This is a genomic window from Streptococcus mitis, assembly GCF_003942685.1.
GTDB classification, from domain to species: Bacteria; Bacillota; Bacilli; order Lactobacillales; family Streptococcaceae; genus Streptococcus; species Streptococcus mitis_CD.
This window is the reverse complement of sequence record NZ_RJNR01000002.1, coordinates 248,048-266,606: the sequence shown is the minus strand read 5'-3', so window position 1 is coordinate 266,606 and position 18,559 is coordinate 248,048. Positions and strand designations below refer to the sequence as shown.

Annotated in this window: 15 protein-coding genes and 2 tRNA genes; 16 read left to right on the top strand and 1 reads right to left on the bottom strand. The window is 40.3% G+C overall.

Annotated features, from left to right (window positions below; translation table 11 throughout):
* The first annotated feature begins 752 nt into the window (after positions 1-752).
* From parC to D8855_RS03080, 16 genes are all read left to right on the top strand, one after another.
* Complete coding sequence (gene parC, locus D8855_RS03155) at positions 753-3,224, top strand: DNA topoisomerase IV subunit A (protein ID WP_125415968.1); 2,472 nt, start codon at positions 753-755, stop codon at positions 3,222-3,224.
* Positions 3,225-3,358: 134 nt separating this feature from the next.
* Positions 3,359-4,381, top strand: coding sequence for a branched-chain amino acid aminotransferase (locus D8855_RS03150; protein ID WP_125415966.1), 1,023 nt, complete (start codon positions 3,359-3,361; stop codon positions 4,379-4,381).
* Positions 4,382-4,403: 22 nt separating this feature from the next.
* Entirely contained in the window at positions 4,404-6,371 is a 1,968-nt protein-coding gene (locus D8855_RS03145) for a peptide ABC transporter substrate-binding protein (RefSeq protein WP_000837408.1), read from the top strand.
* Positions 6,372-6,468: 97 nt separating this feature from the next.
* Positions 6,469-6,699, top strand: coding sequence for a DUF2969 domain-containing protein (locus D8855_RS03140; RefSeq protein WP_125415964.1), 231 nt, complete (start codon positions 6,469-6,471; stop codon positions 6,697-6,699).
* Between the two features lie 49 nt (positions 6,700-6,748).
* A tRNA-Tyr gene (locus D8855_RS03135) sits at positions 6,749-6,829 on the top strand.
* Between the two features lie 9 nt (positions 6,830-6,838).
* Positions 6,839-6,910 (top strand) — tRNA-Gln (locus D8855_RS03130).
* A gap of 161 nt (positions 6,911-7,071) precedes the next feature.
* Complete coding sequence (gene rpsA / locus D8855_RS03125) at positions 7,072-8,274, top strand: 30S ribosomal protein S1 (RefSeq protein ID WP_064277006.1); 1,203 nt, start codon at positions 7,072-7,074, stop codon at positions 8,272-8,274.
* 85 nt (positions 8,275-8,359) lie between these two features.
* The gene (locus D8855_RS03120; protein ID WP_125415962.1) at positions 8,360-8,857 is read left to right on the top strand and encodes a GAF domain-containing protein; all 498 of its coding nucleotides are present in this window, start codon (positions 8,360-8,362) and stop codon (positions 8,855-8,857) included.
* A complete protein-coding gene (dnaX, locus tag D8855_RS03115) occupies positions 8,857-10,512 on the top strand; it encodes a DNA polymerase III subunit gamma/tau (protein WP_125415960.1) in 1,656 nt (551 codons plus the stop codon). The genes D8855_RS03120 and dnaX overlap by 1 nt, the downstream gene beginning before the upstream one ends.
* Before the next feature lie 27 nt (positions 10,513-10,539).
* On the top strand, positions 10,540-10,734 hold the full coding sequence (locus D8855_RS03110) for a DUF3272 domain-containing protein (protein ID WP_001081602.1): 195 nt from the start codon (positions 10,540-10,542) through the stop codon (positions 10,732-10,734).
* 150 nt (positions 10,735-10,884) lie between these two features.
* Positions 10,885-11,655 (top strand): Fe-S cluster assembly ATPase SufC, encoded by a 771-nt coding sequence (gene sufC / locus D8855_RS03105; RefSeq protein ID WP_124787342.1) that lies wholly within the window; start codon positions 10,885-10,887, stop codon positions 11,653-11,655.
* A gap of 27 nt (positions 11,656-11,682) precedes the next feature.
* On the top strand, positions 11,683-12,945 hold the full coding sequence (gene sufD / locus D8855_RS03100) for a Fe-S cluster assembly protein SufD (RefSeq protein WP_125415957.1): 1,263 nt from the start codon (positions 11,683-11,685) through the stop codon (positions 12,943-12,945).
* Positions 12,946-12,955: 10 nt separating this feature from the next.
* Positions 12,956-14,182: a cysteine desulfurase gene (locus D8855_RS03095; protein ID WP_125415954.1), complete on the top strand. Its 1,227-nt coding sequence runs from the start codon at positions 12,956-12,958 to the stop codon at positions 14,180-14,182.
* Complete coding sequence (gene sufU, locus D8855_RS03090; protein WP_049487107.1) at positions 14,169-14,609, top strand: Fe-S cluster assembly sulfur transfer protein SufU; 441 nt, start codon at positions 14,169-14,171, stop codon at positions 14,607-14,609. The genes D8855_RS03095 and sufU overlap by 14 nt, the downstream gene beginning before the upstream one ends.
* 57 nt (positions 14,610-14,666) lie before the next feature.
* Complete coding sequence (sufB, locus tag D8855_RS03085; RefSeq protein ID WP_000797054.1) at positions 14,667-16,079, top strand: Fe-S cluster assembly protein SufB; 1,413 nt, start codon at positions 14,667-14,669, stop codon at positions 16,077-16,079.
* Between the two features lie 123 nt (positions 16,080-16,202).
* Entirely contained in the window at positions 16,203-17,594 is a 1,392-nt protein-coding gene (locus D8855_RS03080) for an APC family permease (RefSeq protein WP_049487108.1), read from the top strand.
* 30 nt (positions 17,595-17,624) lie between these two features.
* Here D8855_RS03080 and D8855_RS03075 read toward each other — a convergent pair whose 3' ends face one another.
* Positions 17,625-18,473 carry a YitT family protein gene (locus tag D8855_RS03075; RefSeq protein ID WP_070478807.1) on the bottom strand — a complete coding sequence of 283 codons (849 nt, stop codon included), beginning with the start codon at positions 18,471-18,473 and terminating at the stop codon, positions 17,625-17,627.
* Between the last annotated feature and the right edge of the window lie 86 nt (positions 18,474-18,559).

Genomic DNA, 18,559 nt, shown 5'->3' with positions numbered 1-18,559 from the left:
GTATTTGCTTTATTTTTCATGGGATTCCCAGGAGTCCAAATTTTAGTATTGGTGTCTTCTATATTTCTAGCTCTTAAAAGAAATAAGTTAAATAAAAGGGTGTATGGATTATTTTTCCCGATTGTTATAACCTTGTGTAATATTTGGCTTATTTCAATAGATCGCACAGAGCTTTTTGATGATGTTTTAAGATTCTATTTCTTTCTAATCTCTTTTTGTTTTCCAATGCTCATTACAGCAGTAATTTACCATGCTCTTCGATTGTCTTCTATCTATTCTCTATTAAGGTGGAAGATGATAGTTATTAGCTTTTGCTACTTAATTGGTTTAGTCTTCCATCTTCTTAATACTATGTATTGGAATGAAGTCTTTCATGGACATCAAAATGTATTTAATGCTTTGCTTATTGGGACCGTTGTTATTTCATTTCTTCCTTCCATATATTTATTTTTTGTACAAAGAAAAGTTGAACAAGTACCTACTAGCTAAATTTAAGTAAACTAAAATGTTTTAACCTGATAAAAATTTTCAAAACTTTAAACTACAGAAAGGATTGTTTGGTTCCTTAAGGTAACTGAACATGGGACTAATTCCCGTAAAATATCTTTTACTGCATAAAAACCTACTCTACATTCTTTGAAAGGAGTTGAACACGCCCTAAATGATGCGTGAAAAAGATAAATTCTCTTGTGAGCTTTCTTACTTCAAGAATTTTCTATTTTCACTTGGTATTTACGGGCTCTGTATCCTATATGAGTAACATTCAAAACATGTCCCTGGAGGACATTATGGGAGAGCGCTTTGGTCGCTACTCCAAGTACATTATTCAAGACCGGGCTTTGCCAGATATTCGTGATGGATTGAAGCCGGTTCAGCGTCGCATTCTTTATTCGATGAATAAGGATGGCAATACCTTTGACAAGAGTTACCGTAAGTCGGCCAAGTCTGTCGGAAATATCATGGGAAATTTCCACCCACACGGTGACAGTTCTATCTATGATGCCATGGTTCGTATGTCACAGGACTGGAAAAATCGTGAGATTCTAGTTGAAATGCACGGTAATAACGGTTCTATGGACGGAGATCCACCTGCGGCTATGCGTTATACCGAGGCGCGTTTGTCTGAGATTGCAGGCTACCTTCTTCAGGATATCGATAAAAAGACCGTTTCTTTTGCTTGGAACTTTGACGATACGGAGAAAGAGCCGACAGTCTTGCCAGCAGCCTTTCCAAACCTTTTGGTTAATGGTTCGACTGGTATTTCGGCTGGTTATGCAACAGATATTCCACCTCATAATTTAGCCGAGGTCATCGATGCGGCGGTCTATATGATTGACCACCCAACCGCCAAGGTGGATAAACTTATGGAATTCCTACCTGGACCAGACTTCCCTACAGGAGCTATTATCCAAGGCCGTGATGAAATCAAGAAAGCCTATGAAACTGGGAAAGGGCGCGTGGTTGTTCGTTCCGAGACTGAGATTGAAAAGCTAAAAGGTGGTAAGGAACAAATCGTTATTACTGAGATTCCTTATGAAATCAACAAGGCCAATCTAGTCAAGAAGATTGATGATGTTCGTGTCAATAATAAGGTGGCAGGTATTGCTGAGGTTCGCGATGAGTCTGACCGTGACGGTCTTCGTATCGCGATTGAACTCAAGAAAGACGCTAATACGGAGCTTGTTCTCAACTACCTATTTAAGTACACTGACCTACAAATCAATTACAATTTTAACATGGTGGCAATTGACAATTTCACCCCTCGTCAGGTTGGAATTGTGCCTATCTTATCTAGCTATATTGCCCACCGTCGTGAGGTCATCTTGGCACGTTCTCGCTTTGACAAGGAAAAGGCTGAAAAACGTCTCCATATCGTCGAAGGTTTGATTCGAGTGATTTCAATCTTGGACGAAGTCATTGCGCTTATCCGTGCTTCTGAGAATAAGGCGGACGCTAAGGAAAATCTTAAGGTAAGCTATGATTTTACGGAAGAACAGGCTGAGGCTATTGTTACCTTGCAACTGTACCGTTTGACCAATACCGATGTGGTTGTCTTGCAGGAAGAAGAAGCAGAACTTCGTGAAAAGATTGCCATGCTTGCGGCTATTATCGGTGATGAGCGGACTATGTACAATCTCATGAAGAAAGAACTTCGTGAGGTCAAGAAGAAGTTTGCGACTCCGCGTTTGAGTAGCTTAGAAGACACTGCGAAAGTAATCGAGATTGATACAGCTAGTCTGATTGCTGAGGAAGATACATATGTCAGCGTGACCAAGGCAGGTTACATCAAGCGTACCAGCCCACGTTCTTTTGCAGCCTCCACCTTGGAAGAAATTGGCAAACGTGATGATGACCGTTTAATCTTTGTTCAATCTGCCAAGACAACCCAGCATCTTTTGATGTTCACGACTCTTGGAAATGTCATTTATCGACCAATTCATGAATTGGCAGATATTCGCTGGAAGGATATCGGAGAGCATCTGAGCCAAACCATCACAAACTTTGAAACTAACGAAGAAATCCTCTATGTGGAAGTCGTGGATCAGTTTGATGAAGGCACAACCTACTTTGCTGCGACTCGTCTCGGTCAAATCAAGCGTGTAGAGCGAAAAGAGTTCACTCCATGGCGGACCTATAAATCTAAGTCTGTCAAGTATGCTAAGCTCAAAGACGAGACAGACCAGATTGTAGCAGTGGCTCCGATTAAACTGGATGATGTTCTTTTGATTAGCCAAAATGGTTATGCCCTTCGTTTCAATATCGAAGAGGTACCAGTTGTCGGTGCTAAGGCTGCAGGTGTCAAAGCTATGAACCTGAAAGCAGATGATGTCCTCCAATCCGCCTTTATCTGTAACACCTCATCCTTCTACCTCTTGACCCAACGTGGAAGTTTGAAACGTGTTTCTATTGTCGAAATTCCGGCAACCAGCCGTGCCAAACGTGGCTTACAAGTCTTGCGTGAGTTGAAAAACAAACCGCATCGTGTCTTCTTGGCAGGAGCGGTTGCAGAACAAGGCTTTATTGGTGATCTTTTTAGTACAGATGTGGAAGAGAACGACCAAACGCTGCTTGTTCAATCAAATAAAGGAACAATCTATGAAAGTCGATTGCAAGACTTGAACCTGTCAGAAAGGACTAGCAACGGAAGCTTCATTTCTGACACGATTTCAGATGAAGAAGTTTTTGACGCTTATCTTAAAGAAGTATTTCCAGAAGCCAAATAAGTAAAATGAAGAATCAGTCCTAAGAGCTGGTTCTTTTTATTGAAGAAATTTTCTGAAAATTACAAAATATACTTGCTATTTTAGAAAAAAAGTGTAGAATATAAGAAATAGGTTTTTAGAATAAGGAGTGGAATATGACAGTAACGATTGATTGGGAAAATCTCGGTTTTTCCTATATGAAATTACCTTATCGCTATATTGCTCATTTTAAAAATGGACAATGGAATCAAGGAGAGCTTACAGAAGATGCAACCTTGCATATTTCAGAGTCTTCTCCAAGTCTTCACTATGGACAACAAGCATTTGAGGGTTTGAAAGCTTATCGTACTAAGGATGGCAGTGTTCAACTGTTCCGTCCTGATGAAAATGCTAAACGTCTGCAACGTACTTGTGATCGTCTCTTGATGCCACAAGTTCCGACAGAAATGTTTGTAGAAGCTTGTAAGGCAGTTGTCCGCGCCAATGAAGAATACGTACCTCCATATGGAACAGGTGGAACCTTATATCTTCGTCCTCTTTTGATTGGTGTCGGAGATATTATTGGGGTTAAACCAGCAGAAGAGTATATTTTTACCATCTTTGCCATGCCAGTTGGTAATTACTTTAAAGGCGGTTTGGTCCCAACCAATTTCTTGATTCAGGATGAATACGATCGTGCGGCTCCAAATGGTACAGGTGCGGCTAAGGTTGGTGGAAACTATGCTGCCAGTCTCTTGCCAGGAAAATTGGCCAAGTCACGTCATTTCTCAGATGTTATTTACCTAGACCCATCGACACATACAAAGATTGAAGAAGTCGGTTCAGCTAACTTCTTTGGAATTACAGCTGACCATGAGTTTGTAACACCATTGAGTCCATCTATCTTGCCATCTATTACTAAGTATTCTTTGCTTTATTTGGCAGAACATCGCTTGGGCTTGACTCCTATTGAGGGAGATGTCCCAATTGATAACCTTGATCGTTTTGTAGAGGCAGGTGCCTGTGGTACAGCAGCGGTTATTTCTCCAATTGGTGGTATTCAGCACGGTGATGATTTCCATGTTTTCTATAGTGAAACAGAAGTAGGTCCTGTGACTCGTAAACTTTATGATGAATTGACAGGAATTCAGTTTGGTGATATTGAAGCGCCAGAAGGTTGGATTGTAAAAGTAGATTAAAATAAACAAAAGGAGATTTTTGATGAAATCGAAAAAGTGGCTCTTAACAGCAGGAGTAGTCCTGAGTACAACAGCTCTTTTAGTGGCTTGTGGAAAAGCTGATAAAGAAGCAGATGCACCGACAACATTTTCATATGTCTATGCAGTAGATCCAGCATCTTTGGACTATAGTATAGCGACTCGTACATCGACAACAGATGTCATCGGGAACGTGGTTGATGGCTTGATGGAAAACGACCAGTACGGGAATGTTATTCCTTCCTTGGCTGAAGATTGGTCTGTCTCAAAAGATGGTTTGACTTATACCTATAAACTTCGTAAAGGAGTTAAATGGTACACATCAGAAGGTGAAGAATACGCAGAAGTAACAGCCCATGACTTTGTGACAGGACTAAAACACGTAGCTGACGGCAAGTCAGACGGTGTTTCTCTCATCCAAAATTCAATCAAGGGCTTGGATGCCTACATGACTGGTGAGACCAATGATTTCTCTACAGTTGGTGTTAAGGCCTTGGACGATTATACAGTTGAATATACCCTAAATAAACCAGAAAGTTTCTGGAACTCTAAAGTCACCACAGCAACGATGTTGCCTGTAAATGAAGAGTTTTTGAAGGCATCAGGTAAAGATTATGGAGCAGTTACTCCAGCAGGGATTCTTTACAATGGTCCTTATATCTTGAAGACCTTGACTTCTAAATCGTTGATCGAATACGAGAAAAATCCAAACTACTGGGATAAAGAAAAGGTAAAAATCGAGAAGATCAAATTGACCTACTACGATGGTTCTGATCAGGAATCGTTGATTCGTAGCTTCTCTTCAGGTGCCTATACGACAGCCCGTCTCTTCCCAAGTAGCTCAAACTTTGCTTCAACTTTGGAACAATACGGAGATAAAATCACTTATAGCCCACAGGACTCAAGTAGCTATTACTTCACCTTTAACGTAAATCGTCAGTCATATAATAAAACTGCGAAAACAAGTGAAGAGCAAAAGACTTCTACAAAAGAAGCTATGCTTAATAAGGACTTCCGTCAGGCTATCAACTTTGCCTTCAACCGCCATTCTTATGCTGCCCAGCTAAATGGTGAAGACGGTGCGGACAAGATTATTCGTAACAGTCTCGTTCCAGATAACTTTGTACAAGCAGGTGGTAAAAACTTTGGTCAAATCGCTCAAGCAGAGTTGGTGAACTATGGTGACCAGTGGAAAGGTGTTGAGCTAGTTGACGGTAAGGATTCTATCTACAACCCTGACAAGGCTAAAGCTGCATTCGAAAAAGCTAAGAAAGACTTGGAATCTAAAGGGGTAACATTCCCAATTCACTTGGATGTCCCAGTTGAACAAACAGATACCATCGCTGTTCAACAAAGCAACTCTTTCAAACAGTCTATCGAATCAACTCTTGGTGCTGAAAATGTTGTCATCGACGTTCTTCAAATGACAGATAATGAAAAGGAAACAATCACTTCTCAAGCGCGTGTTCCTTCTCAAAAAGATTATGATTTGAACAGTACAGGATGGGCTCCAAGCTATCAAGACCCAGCATCTTACTTGAATATCATGGATCCTAAATCAGGTTCTGCTATGAAACACCTTGGTATTACTAAAGGGAAAGATAAGGATGTTGTAGCGAAACTTGGTTTGGACCAGTATAAGAAATTATTGGATGATGCCGATTCAGAAACTACGAATCTTGAAGAACGCTATGAAAAATATGCCAAGGCTCAAGCTTGGTTGACAGATAGTTCATTATTGATGCCTACAGCCTCATCTGGTGGTTCTCCAGTTGTAAGTAATGTCGTGCCATTCTCAAAACCATACTCACAAGTTGGTATTAAAGGTGACCCATATATCTTTAAAGGAATGAAATTGCAAAAAGATATTGTTACAACAAAAGAATATGAAGAAGCACTGAAAAAATGGCAAAAAGAAAAATTGGAATCAAATGGTAAGTACCAAAAAGAACTAGAAAAGCATATTAAATAAAGCGGAAAACTCTATATCAGACAAGCCTGATGTAGAGTTTTTTCTTGCTAGTTTTTGGATTTTCTTGTAAAATAGAAAAAGTGAAGAGAGGTATGAAATGAGTAAGAAAGATAAGAAAATCGAAATTCAAGTGGCAGATGCCAAAGTTAGTGTAGGAAAAGATAGCTTTGAAGGTTATGTATTGACCATTGGCAAGAAAGTAATTGGAGAAATTGCCGAATTAGATGGACAATTTGCCATCATAAAGAATGGGAATGTCGATAGTTTTTATAAAAAATTGGAAAAAGCTGTGGAAATTTTAATTGAAAACTATAATTTAGCAAAATAAGTCTTGTTTTATTGAAAATTTCATGATATAATAGTTTTCGTTAAATATCGGAGAGATAGCGAAGAGGCTAAACGCGGCGGACTGTAAATCCGCTCCTTCGGGTTCGGGGGTTCGAATCCCTCTCTCTCCATTTTATCAATGGGGTATAGCCAAGCGGTAAGGCAAGGGACTTTGACTCCCTCATGCGTTGGTTCGAATCCAGCTACCCCAGTTCTTAGGTAATGATCAAGATAAAAAGCAAAATATCTTAGGGTATTTTATTTTTATAATTGAAAGACGTGAACGATATGAACATGTCCTTGCGGGTGCTTAGGAAAAAAATTATAAGTATGTCAAGTTTAAGAAAAACTTGATTGTTGGAGGATTTTTTAGATGAACGAATTTGAAGATTTGCTAAATAGCGTTAGCCAAGTTGAGCCTGGTGATGTTGTTAGTGCTGAAGTATTGACAGTTGATGCGACTCAAGCTAACGTTGCAATCTCTGGGACTGGTGTTGAAGGTGTCTTGACTCTTCGCGAATTGACAAACGATCGCGATGCAGATATCAATGACTTTGTGAAAGTAGGAGAAGTATTGGATGTTCTTGTACTTCGTCAAGTAGTTGGTAAAGATACTGATACAGTTACATACCTTGTATCTAAAAAACGCCTTGAAGCTCGCAAAGCATGGGACAAACTTGTTGGTCGCGAAGAAGAAGTTGTTACTGTTAAAGGAACTCGTGCCGTTAAAGGTGGACTTTCAGTAGAATTTGAAGGGGTTCGTGGATTTATCCCAGCTTCAATGTTGGATACTCGTTTCGTACGTAACACTGAGCGTTTTGTAGGTCAAGAATTTGATGCTAAAATCAAAGAAGTTGACGCTAAAGAAAACCGCTTCATCCTTTCACGTCGTGAAGTTGTTGAAGCAGCTACAGCAGCAGCTCGCGCTGAAGTATTCGGTAAATTGGCTGTTGGTGATGTAGTAACTGGTAAAGTTGCACGTATCACAAGTTTCGGTGCTTTCATCGACCTTGGTGGTGTTGACGGATTGGTTCACTTGACTGAATTGTCACATGAACGTAACGTATCACCAAAATCAGTTGTAACTGTTGGTGAAGAAATTGAAGTGAAAATCCTTGATCTTAACGAAGAAGAAGGACGCGTATCACTTTCACTTAAAGCAACAACACCTGGACCATGGGATGGCGTTGAGCAAAAATTGGCTAAAGGTGATGTAGTAGAAGGAACAGTTAAACGTTTGACTGACTTCGGTGCATTTGTTGAAGTATTGCCAGGTATCGATGGACTTGTTCACGTATCACAAATTTCACACAAACGTATTGAAAATCCAAAAGAAGCTCTTAAAGTTGGTCAAGAAGTTCAAGTTAAAGTTCTTGAAGTTAACGCTGATGCAGAGCGCGTATCACTTTCTATCAAAGCTCTTGAAGAGCGTCCAGCTCAAGAAGAAGGACAAAAAGAAGAAAAACGTGCTGCTCGTCCACGTCGTCCAAAACGTCAAGAAAAACGTGATTTCGAACTTCCAGAAACACAAACAGGATTCTCAATGGCTGACTTGTTCGGTGACATCGAACTTTAATCAAATTGAAAATTCACAAAATCCTTTGTTTTCTAAACAAGGGATTTTTCTTTTGTCTGTAAGTCTTTTTTGATATAATAGTTCTATGTTAGAATCAGAAAAACAATCACGTTATCAAATGTTAAATGAAGAGCTCTCTTTTTTATTGGATGGTGAAACTAATGTTTTGGCTAATCTTTCCAATGCCAGTGCTCTTCTAAAATCACGCTTTCCTAATACCGTATTTGCAGGCTTTTATCTGTTCGATGGAAAGGAATTGGTTTTAGGTCCCTTCCAAGGTGGTGTTTCCTGCATCCGTATTGCGCTAGGCAAGGGTGTTTGTGGTGAGGCGGCTCACTTTCAGGAAACTGTTCTGGTTGGTGATGTAACAACTTATCCTAACTATATTTCTTGTGATAGTCGAGCTAAAAGTGAAATTGTTGTGCCAATGATGAAGAATGCTCAATTACTTGGAGTTCTGGATCTGGATTCTTCAGAGATTGATGATTATGATGCTATGGATCGAGATTATTTGGAACAATTTGTCGCTATTTTGCTTGAAAAGACAGAATGGGACTTTACAATGTTTGGGGAGAAAGCCTAATGTATCAAGCACTTTATCGAAAATATAGAAGTCAAAATTTCTCCCAGTTGGTTGGACAGGAAGTTGTGGCTAAGACTCTTAAACAAGCTGTAGAGCAAGAGAAAATAAGTCATGCTTATCTTTTTTCTGGTCCACGGGGAACGGGAAAAACCAGTGTGGCTAAGATCTTTGCCAAGGCTATGAACTGTCCCAATCAAGTGGGTGGTGAACCATGTAATAACTGCTATATTTGTCAGGCAGTGACGGATGGTAGTTTAGAAGATGTCATCGAAATGGATGCGGCCTCTAATAATGGAATCGATGAAATCCGTGAAATTCGTGATAAATCTACCTATGCCCCTAGTCTTGCCCGTTATAAGGTTTATATCATAGACGAGGTGCACATGCTGTCTACAGGGGCTTTTAATGCTCTTCTAAAAACGCTGGAAGAGCCAACACAGAATGTGGTCTTTATTTTGGCTACTACTGAATTGCACAAGATACCTGCGACTATTCTATCCCGTGTGCAACGTTTTGAGTTTAAATCGATTAAGACACAGGATATTAAGGAACATATCCACTATATTTTAGAAAAAGAAAATATCAGTTCTGAACCAGAGGCTGTGGAAATCATTGCCAGACGCGCTGAAGGTGGGATGCGAGACGCCTTGTCTATTTTAGATCAAGCCCTGAGTTTGACACAGGGAAACGAGTTGACGACTGCCATCTCTGAAGAAATTACTGGTACCATTAGTCTATCAGCCTTGGATGATTATGTGGCTGCCTTGTCTCAACAGGATGTTACCAAGGCCCTAGCATGCTTGAATCTTCTTTTTGACAATGGTAAGAGCATGACTCGTTTTGTGACGGATCTTTTGCACTATTTAAGAGACTTGTTAATTGTTCAAACAGGTGGAGAAAACACTCATCATAGTCCAGTCTTTGTAGAGAATTTGGCACTTCCTCAAGAAAATCTGTTTGAAATGATTCGCTTGGCGACAGTCAGTTTAGCAGATATTAAGTCTAGTTTGCAGCCCAAGATTTATGCTGAGATGATGACTATCCGTTTGGCAGAGATTAAGCCTGAACCAGTTCTTTCTGGGGCAGTTGAACATGAAATTTCTGCATTGAGACAGGAAGTTGCCCGTCTCAAACATGAACTCGCCAATGTGGGAACTGTAGCTAAGCCAACCAGTCCAGTACCTACTCGTCCAACAGCAGGCAAAACAGTCTATCGTGTGGATCGCAATAAAGTACAATCTATCTTACAAGAGGCCGTCGAAAATCCTGATTTAGCACGTCAAAATCTGATTCGCTTGCAGAATGCCTGGGGAGAGGTGATTGAAAGTCTAGGAGGTCCTGATAAGGCTCTGCTAGTTGGTTCTCAACCAGTTGCGGCCAATGAACACCATGCTATTCTTGCTTTTGAATCTAACTTCAATGCTGGTCAAACCATGAAACGAGATAATCTCAACACCATGTTTGGTAACATCCTCAGTCAGGCAGCAGGTTTTTCACCCGAGATTTTAGCTATTTCCATGGAGGAATGGAAAGAAGTTCGCGCAGCCTTTTCAGCCAAAGCCAAATCTTCTCAAACTGAAAAAGAAGCAGAAGAAAGTCTGATTCCGGAAGGATTTGAATTTTTAGCTGATAAAGTAAAGGTAGAGGAAGACTAAAGAAAGATTTCATGATACAATAAGTTTATGAATAGACAACAATTTATTATCATCGCGCTGTTTACAGCTGCTGAGACCTATTTTTTCAATGAAGCTTGGATGACTGGTCGTTATATTATGGCAGCCTTTTGGGCTATTTTGCTCTTTAGAAATTTCCGAGTTAGTTACTTGATGGGCAAGATTGTAGATGTCATTGACCAGCATTTAAAAGGAAAAGACTAGTCCTCAGCTTCTAGACAAAATCAAAGCCTTTTAGGCTTTTTTTTGTTATACTATAAAAGTATATTTATTGACCTTTTACCGTATTTTCTAGGGAAATCAAGTATGTTTCCAGTAAGCACTGTAAAGGCCTTGAAAAAGAAAGGAACTATCATGTCAGTATTAGAGATCAAAGATCTTCACGTTGAGATTGAAGGAAAAGAAATTTTAAAAGGGGTTAACCTGACCCTGAAAACAGGAGAAATCGCCGCTATCATGGGACCAAATGGTACTGGTAAATCGACTCTTTCTGCCGCTATCATGGGAAATCCAAACTATGAAGTTACCAAAGGTGAAGTCTTGTTTGATGGCGTAAACATCCTTGAGTTGGAAGTGGACGAGCGTGCGCGTATGGGACTTTTCCTTGCTATGCAATACCCATCAGAAATTCCTGGTATTACCAACGCTGAGTTTCTTCGTGCAGCTATGAATGCTGGTAAAGAAGACGAAGAGAAGATTTCAGTTCGTGAGTTTATCACTAAATTGGACGAGAAGATGGAATTGCTCAACATGAAAGAAGAAATGGCTGAGCGTTACCTCAACGAAGGTTTCTCTGGTGGTGAGAAAAAACGTAATGAGATTCTTCAACTTTTGATGTTAGAGCCAACATTTGCCCTTTTGGATGAGATTGACTCTGGTCTTGATATTGATGCCCTTAAAGTTGTTTCTAAAGGTGTTAATGCCATGCGTGGTGAAGGCTTTGGTGCTATGATTATCACTCACTACCAACGTCTTTTGAACTACATCACACCTGATGTGGTACACGTCATGATGGAAGGTCGTGTTGTCCTTTCAGGTGGTCCAGAATTGGCTGCGCGTTTGGAACGTGAAGGATACGCAAAACTAGCTGAAGAACTTGGCTACGATTACAAGGAAGAATTGTAATTCCCTCGTATCTTTTAGGAGAAGTAAATGACTAAAGAAAATATTAAACTTTTTTCAGAAATGCACGCTGAACCAAGCTGGTTGGCTGATCTCCGTCAAAAAGCTTTTGACAAGATTGAGACTTTGGAATTACCAGTTATTGAGCGTGTCAAATTCCACCGTTGGAATCTGGGTGATGGAACGATTACAGAAAGTGAGCCATCAGCAAATGTTCCAGATTTCACTGCACTAGATAACCACTTGAAGTTGGTGCAAGTAGGAACTCAGACTGTTTTTGAGCAAACTCCAGTTGAGTTAGATGAACAGGGTGTTGTCTTCACAGATTTCCATTCAGCTTTAGAAGAAATTCCAGAGCTGATCGAAGAATTCTTTATGTCATCTGTTAAGTATGACGATGACAAGTTGGCAGCCTACCATACAGCTTATTTCAATAGTGGTGCTGTTCTCTATATTCCTGATAACGTGGAAATTGCTGAACCAATCGAAGGAATTTTCTATCAAGACAGCGATAGCGATGTGCCGTTTAACAAGCATATTATGATTATCGCTGGTAAAAATTCTAAGATTAGTTATCTGGAGCGTTTAGAGTCACGCGGTGAAGGAAGTGCCAAAGCAACTGCCAATATCACAGTAGAAGTAATTGCACGGTCTGGTGCTCAAGTGAAGTTTGCTGCGATTGACCGTCTAGGTGAAAACGTCACTGCTTACATTAGCCGTCGTGGTAAATTAGGCAACGATGCAAGCATTGACTGGGCAATCGGTGTCATGAACGAAGGGAACGTCGTTGCGGACTTTGATAGTGACTTGATTGGTAACGGTAGCCATGCAGATCTCAAGGTTGTAGCTCTTTCAAGTGGTCGTCAGGTACAAGGGATTGATACCCGAGTAACTAACTATGGTTGCAACTCAATCGGAAATATCCTTCAACATGGGGTTATTCTTGAAAAAGCAACCTTGACCTTCAATGGTATTGGCCACATTATCAAGGGTGCCAAGGGAGCAGATGCGCAACAAGAGAGCCGTGTTCTTATGCTTTCAGACCAAGCGCGTTCAGATGCCAATCCAATTCTTTTGATTGACGAAAATGATGTTACTGCAGGTCACGCAGCTTCTATCGGTCAGGTAGATCCAGAAGATATGTATTACCTCATGAGCCGTGGCTTGGATAAGGCAACTGCAGAACGCTTGGTTGTTCGTGGTTTCCTTGGATCTGTTATCGTTGAGATTCCAGTCAAGGAAGTTCGTGATGAAATGATTGCAACGATCGAAGAAAAATTGTCAAAACGCTAAGGGGTAGCCTATGTTAGATGTAGAAGTGATTCGCAAGGATTTTCCAATTTTAGACCAGATTGTTAATGATGAACCATTGGTTTATTTGGACAACGCTGCTACGACACAAAAACCACTAGCAGTTCTGGAGACGATTAACCGCTACTATGAGAACGACAATGCCAATGTTCATCGTGGCGTTCATACCTTGGCAGAAAGAGCGACAGCTTCTTATGAAGCCGCTCGTGAAACCATTCGTAAGTTTATCAATGCCGGGTCTACAAAGGAAGTTCTCTTTACTAGAGGAACGACAACCAGTCTGAACTGGGTGGCGCGCTTTGCAGAGGAAGTCTTGACTGAGGGAGACCAGGTTTTGATTTCTGTCATGGAACACCATTCCAACATCATTCCTTGGCAGGAGGCCTGTCGCAAGACTGGAGCAGAGCTTGTCTATGTTTATCTCAAGGACGGAGCTCTGGATATGGATGATTTGCGAGTTAAATTGACTGATAAGGTTAAGTTTGTCTCCCTTGCTCACGCCTCCAATGTTCTTGGTGTGGTCAATCCAATCAAAGAAATCACCCAATTAGCCCATCAAGTTGGAGCTATCATGGTGGTGGATGGTGCTCAATCTACGCCTCATATGAAGATTGATGTTCAGGACTTGGATGTGGACTTCTTTGCCTTTTCAGGTCACAAGATGGCTGGTCCAACTGGTATTGGTGTCCTTTATGGTAAAGAAAAGTACCTAGAGCAAATGTCACCAGTAGAATTTGGAGGCGAAATGATTGATTTCGTCTATGAGCAATCTGCTAGTTGGAAAGAATTGCCTTGGAAATTTGAGGCTGGAACACCAAATATGGCAGGTGCAATTGGACTTGCTGCGGCAGTAGATTATCTTGAAAAGATTGGTATGGATGCCATTGAAGCCCATGAACAGGAACTGATTGAATACGTCTATCCAAAACTTCAGGCGATTGAAGGATTGACTATTTACGGTTCACAGGACTTGGCCCAACGTTCAGGTGTGATTGCCTTTAATCTAGGCGATCTCCATCCTCACGACCTTGCGACAGCTTTGGATTATGAAGGAGTAGCTGTTCGTGCAGGTCACCACTGTGCGCAACCCTTGCTTCAGTATTTGGATGTCCCAGCAACAGCTCGCGCAAGTTTTTATATCTACAATACCAAGGCAGATTGCGACAAGCTAGTAGATGCCTTACAAAAGACAAAGGAGTTTTTCAATGGCACTTTCTAAACTAGATAGCCTTTATATGGCAGTGGTAGCGGACCATTCGAAAAATCCACATCACCAAGGAAAGTTGGAAGACGCTGAACAAATCAGTCTCAACAATCCGACTTGTGGGGATGTTATCAATCTCTCTGTCAAGTTTGATGCAGAGGATCGTTTGGAGGATATCGCTTTTATAAACTCAGGTTGCACCATCTCTACAGCATCTGCTAGTATGATGACGGACGCAGTTTTAGGAAAAACTAAACAAGAAATTTTAGAACTTGCGACTATTTTTTCTGAAATGGTTCAAGGGCAAAAAGATGAACGCCAAGACCAACTAGGCGATGCAGCTTTCTTGTCAGGTGTTGCCAAATTTCCTCAACGAATCAAGTGTGCAACCCTAGCTTGGAACGCCCTGAAGAAAACAATTGAAAATCAAAAAAATCAGTAAGGCAAGATTCTTTTGTCTTATGAATCAGTAGAAATGAAGAATGAAAGAAAGGATATTATGGCTGAAGAAAGAGTAGAACCAAAACCAATTGATCTTGGTGAATATAAATTTGGTTTCCATGATGATGTAGAGCCTGTCCTATCGACAGGAAAAGGATTGAACGAAGATGTCATTCGTGAACTATCAGCTGCTAAGGGAGAACCTGAGTGGATGTTAGAATTCCGTTTGAAGTCTTATGAAACCTTCAAAAAAATGCCTATGCAAACTTGGGGAGCAGACTTGTCAGAGATTGATTTTGATGACTTGATCTACTACCAAAAACCATCTGATAAACCAGCTCGTTCGTGGGATGAGGTTCCTGAAAAGATTAAAGAAACCTTTGAACGTATCGGGATTCCTGAAGCTGAGCGTGCATATCTAGCTGGTGCCTCTGCCCAGTATGAATCAGAAGTTGTTTACCACAACATGAAGGAAGAGTTCCAAAAATTGGGGATTATCTTTACAGATACGGATTCTGCCCTCAAGGAATACCCAGACTTGTTTAAACAATACTTTGCGAAGTTGGTACCACCGACTGATAACAAGTTGGCGGCCCTCAACTCGGCAGTATGGTCAGGTGGAACCTTTATCTACGTACCAAAAGGTGTTAAGGTAGATATTCCACTTCAAACTTACTTCCGTATCAACAACGAAAATACTGGTCAGTTTGAACGTACCTTGATTATCGTTGATGAGGGAGCAAGTGTTCATTATGTAGAAGGATGTACAGCGCCAACTTATTCAAGTAACAGCTTGCATGCTGCCATCGTAGAAATCTTTGCCTTAGATGGTGCTTATATGCGTTATACAACCATCCAGAACTGGTCTGATAACGTCTATAACTTGGTAACGAAACGTGCTAAGGCTCAAAAGGATGCCACTGTTGAGTGGATTGATGGTAACTTGGGTGCCAAAACAACCATGAAATACCCATCTGTTTACCTTGATGGAGAAGGGGCGCGTGGTACTATGCTTTCTATTGCCTTTGCTAATGCAGGGCAACATCAGGATACTGGAGCTAAGATGATCCACAACGCTCCACATACAAGCTCGTCTATCGTGTCTAAATCCATCGCTAAAGGTGGAGGAAAGGTTGACTATCGTGGACAAGTAACCTTTAATAAAAACTCTAAAAAATCTGTCTCTCACATCGAGTGTGATACCATTATTATGGATGACTTGTCAGCATCAGATACCATTCCGTTTAACGAAATTCACAACTCACAAGTCGCTTTGGAACACGAAGCTAAGGTATCTAAGATTTCTGAAGAACAACTCTATTACCTCATGAGCCGTGGATTGTCAGAATCTGAGGCAACTGAGATGATTGTAATGGGATTTGTAGAACCCTTTACAAAAGAACTTCCAATGGAATATGCAGTTGAGCTGAACCGTTTGATTAGCTATGAAATGGAAGGATCAGTTGGCTAAGAATATGTAGAATCTGAGCAGGATTTATTCTGTTCGGATTTTTTTGAAAAATTATCTTATAAATATTCACAAAATCTCTTTTATATGATAAAATAAAACAATCATATTTAATGGAGATGAAGTATGAATATTTTTAGAACAAAAGATGTTAGCTTGGGACGTACTGAAATGCACCGTCATTTAAAAGTATGGGATTTGATTTTATTAGGAATCGGTGCCATGGTAGGAACTGGGATTTTTACCATTACAGGAACCGCAGCAGCAACGCTTGCTGGTCCGTCACTGGTTGTATCTATAGTGATTTCTGCCCTGTGTGTTTCTTTATCCGCCCTCTTTTTCGCAGAGTTTGCCTCTCGTGTTCCTGCAACTGGTGGTGCTTATAGTTATTTGTATGCAATTTTGGGTGAATTACCAGCTTGGATTGCTGGTTGGTTGACCATCATGGAGTTCATGACAGCAGTTTCTGGTGTGGCCTCTGGCTGGGCAGCTTATTTTAAAGGCTTGCTCAGTAACTATAGTATTTCAATGCCTCAAGCCTTGAATGGGACCTTTAACCCTGAGCAGGGTACCTATATAGACCTTTTACCTATTTTGGTACTGACACTGGTAACCGGTTTAGTTTTATTAAATTCCAAGGCAGCATTGCGTTTTAATTCGCTTCTAGTCATCTTGAAATTCTCTGCTCTCGCTTTGTTTATTCTAGTTGGTATCTGGTATATTAAACCAGAAAATTGGTCCAACTTTGCTCCCTTTGGTTTTGGTCAAATTTATGGTGGAAGTACTGGAATAATGGCAGGAGCATCTTTGATGTTCTTTGGTTTCCTAGGATTTGAATCTATTTCGATGGCTGTTGATGAAATTCAAAATCCACAAAAGAATGTCCCACGAGGTATTGTTTTGTCTTTGACAATCGTAACGATTCTCTATGCTCTGGTTACATTAGTATTGACAGGGATTGTTCACTACAGCCAACTCAATGTGGATGATGCTGTAGCATTTTCATTGCGAAGTATAGGAATTGGTTGGGCAGCTAATTATGTGTCATTAGTGGCCATTTTGACCCTAATAACAGTATGTATTTCTATGACTTATGCCTTATCGCGTATGATTTACAGTTTAGCACGTGATGGTCTTTTACCTCGAAGTTTTAAGCAATTAAGCAAAACAAGTCGTGTTCCTAAAAATGCGACCATCTTAACTGGAGTTGCTTCTGCAATTGCAGCAGGAGTGTTTCCACTGGCTAGTATTGCAGCCTTTCTAAATATTTGTACGCTTGCTTATCTTATCCTATTGGCTTATGGAATTATAAAACTTAGAAAGGATAAGGGAATGCCTAAAGAAGGAGAATTCAAAACTCCCCTAGTTCCCTTGTTGCCGATTCTCTCGATTCTAATCTGTCTTTCCTTTATGCTTCAATATAGTGTAGAAACATGGATTGCGTTTGGAATTGCTCTTGTAGTTGGACTTGTGATTTACTTTACTTATGGCTATCGTCATTCTACACTTTCTGAATAAAGAAAAAGCTGGAACTTCCCAGCTTTTTGCTTACTCTTTTATATATGTGAAGCCTTCTCCTAGGATTTCATGGGCTTCTGTAATAGTTATAAAGGCTTGAGGATCAATTCGATGAATCATTTCCTTCATTTTCACAATTTCATTTCTTCCGACAATACAGTAGATAATCTTCAAATCTTCTTGACTATAATAACCTTGACCTGAGATGAAAGTAACGCCTCTACCTAGGTCATCATTAATCGCCTTAGCAAGTTGGTCAGGACGTTTTGTGATAATCATAAATCCTTTGCCGGCATATCCTCCTTCACCAATCAAATCAATGACACGAGAAACGATAAAATCAAATAAGAGCGTGTAGGAAACCAATCTCAAGTCCTTGAAGATGAGGAGAATAAGCATGAGAATACAAAAATCTAAGATAAAGAGCAGTTTCCCCATGGATATATGAGTGTATTTGTTGAGAATACGAGCTAGAATATCAGTACCACCAGTTGTACCTCCAGCATTGAAGATAATTCCGAGCCCAATTCCCAATAGAATCCCAGCTATGAGGGCTGTAATCAGTAAATCACCTTGAAGATCAATATGAAGGGGAATCCGCTCAAAAACAGCTAACCAAGCGGACAAAGCTAAGGTTCCTAGTAAACTAGAATAGAGGGATTTGGCTCCAAAGATTTTCCAAGCCAGGATGAAAAGGGGAATATTAATCAGCAAGTTCATCAGAGAAACAGGGATTTTAAAAAGATAAAAGGTGATGAGGGTAATACCTGTCGCCCCTCCTTCAAAGAGATGATGAGGAACTACAAAATAAGTCAGCCCAAAAGCATAAATAGCAGCACCTAGTAAAATGGTTAAAATGGGATAAATTTTTTTAATCATAGGACACCTCTTTTCTTATAAGTAAATTATATCAAATTTTTAAGGAAAATTTGAATGACTCCATTAGGATTTTTAATCTTTTTTTG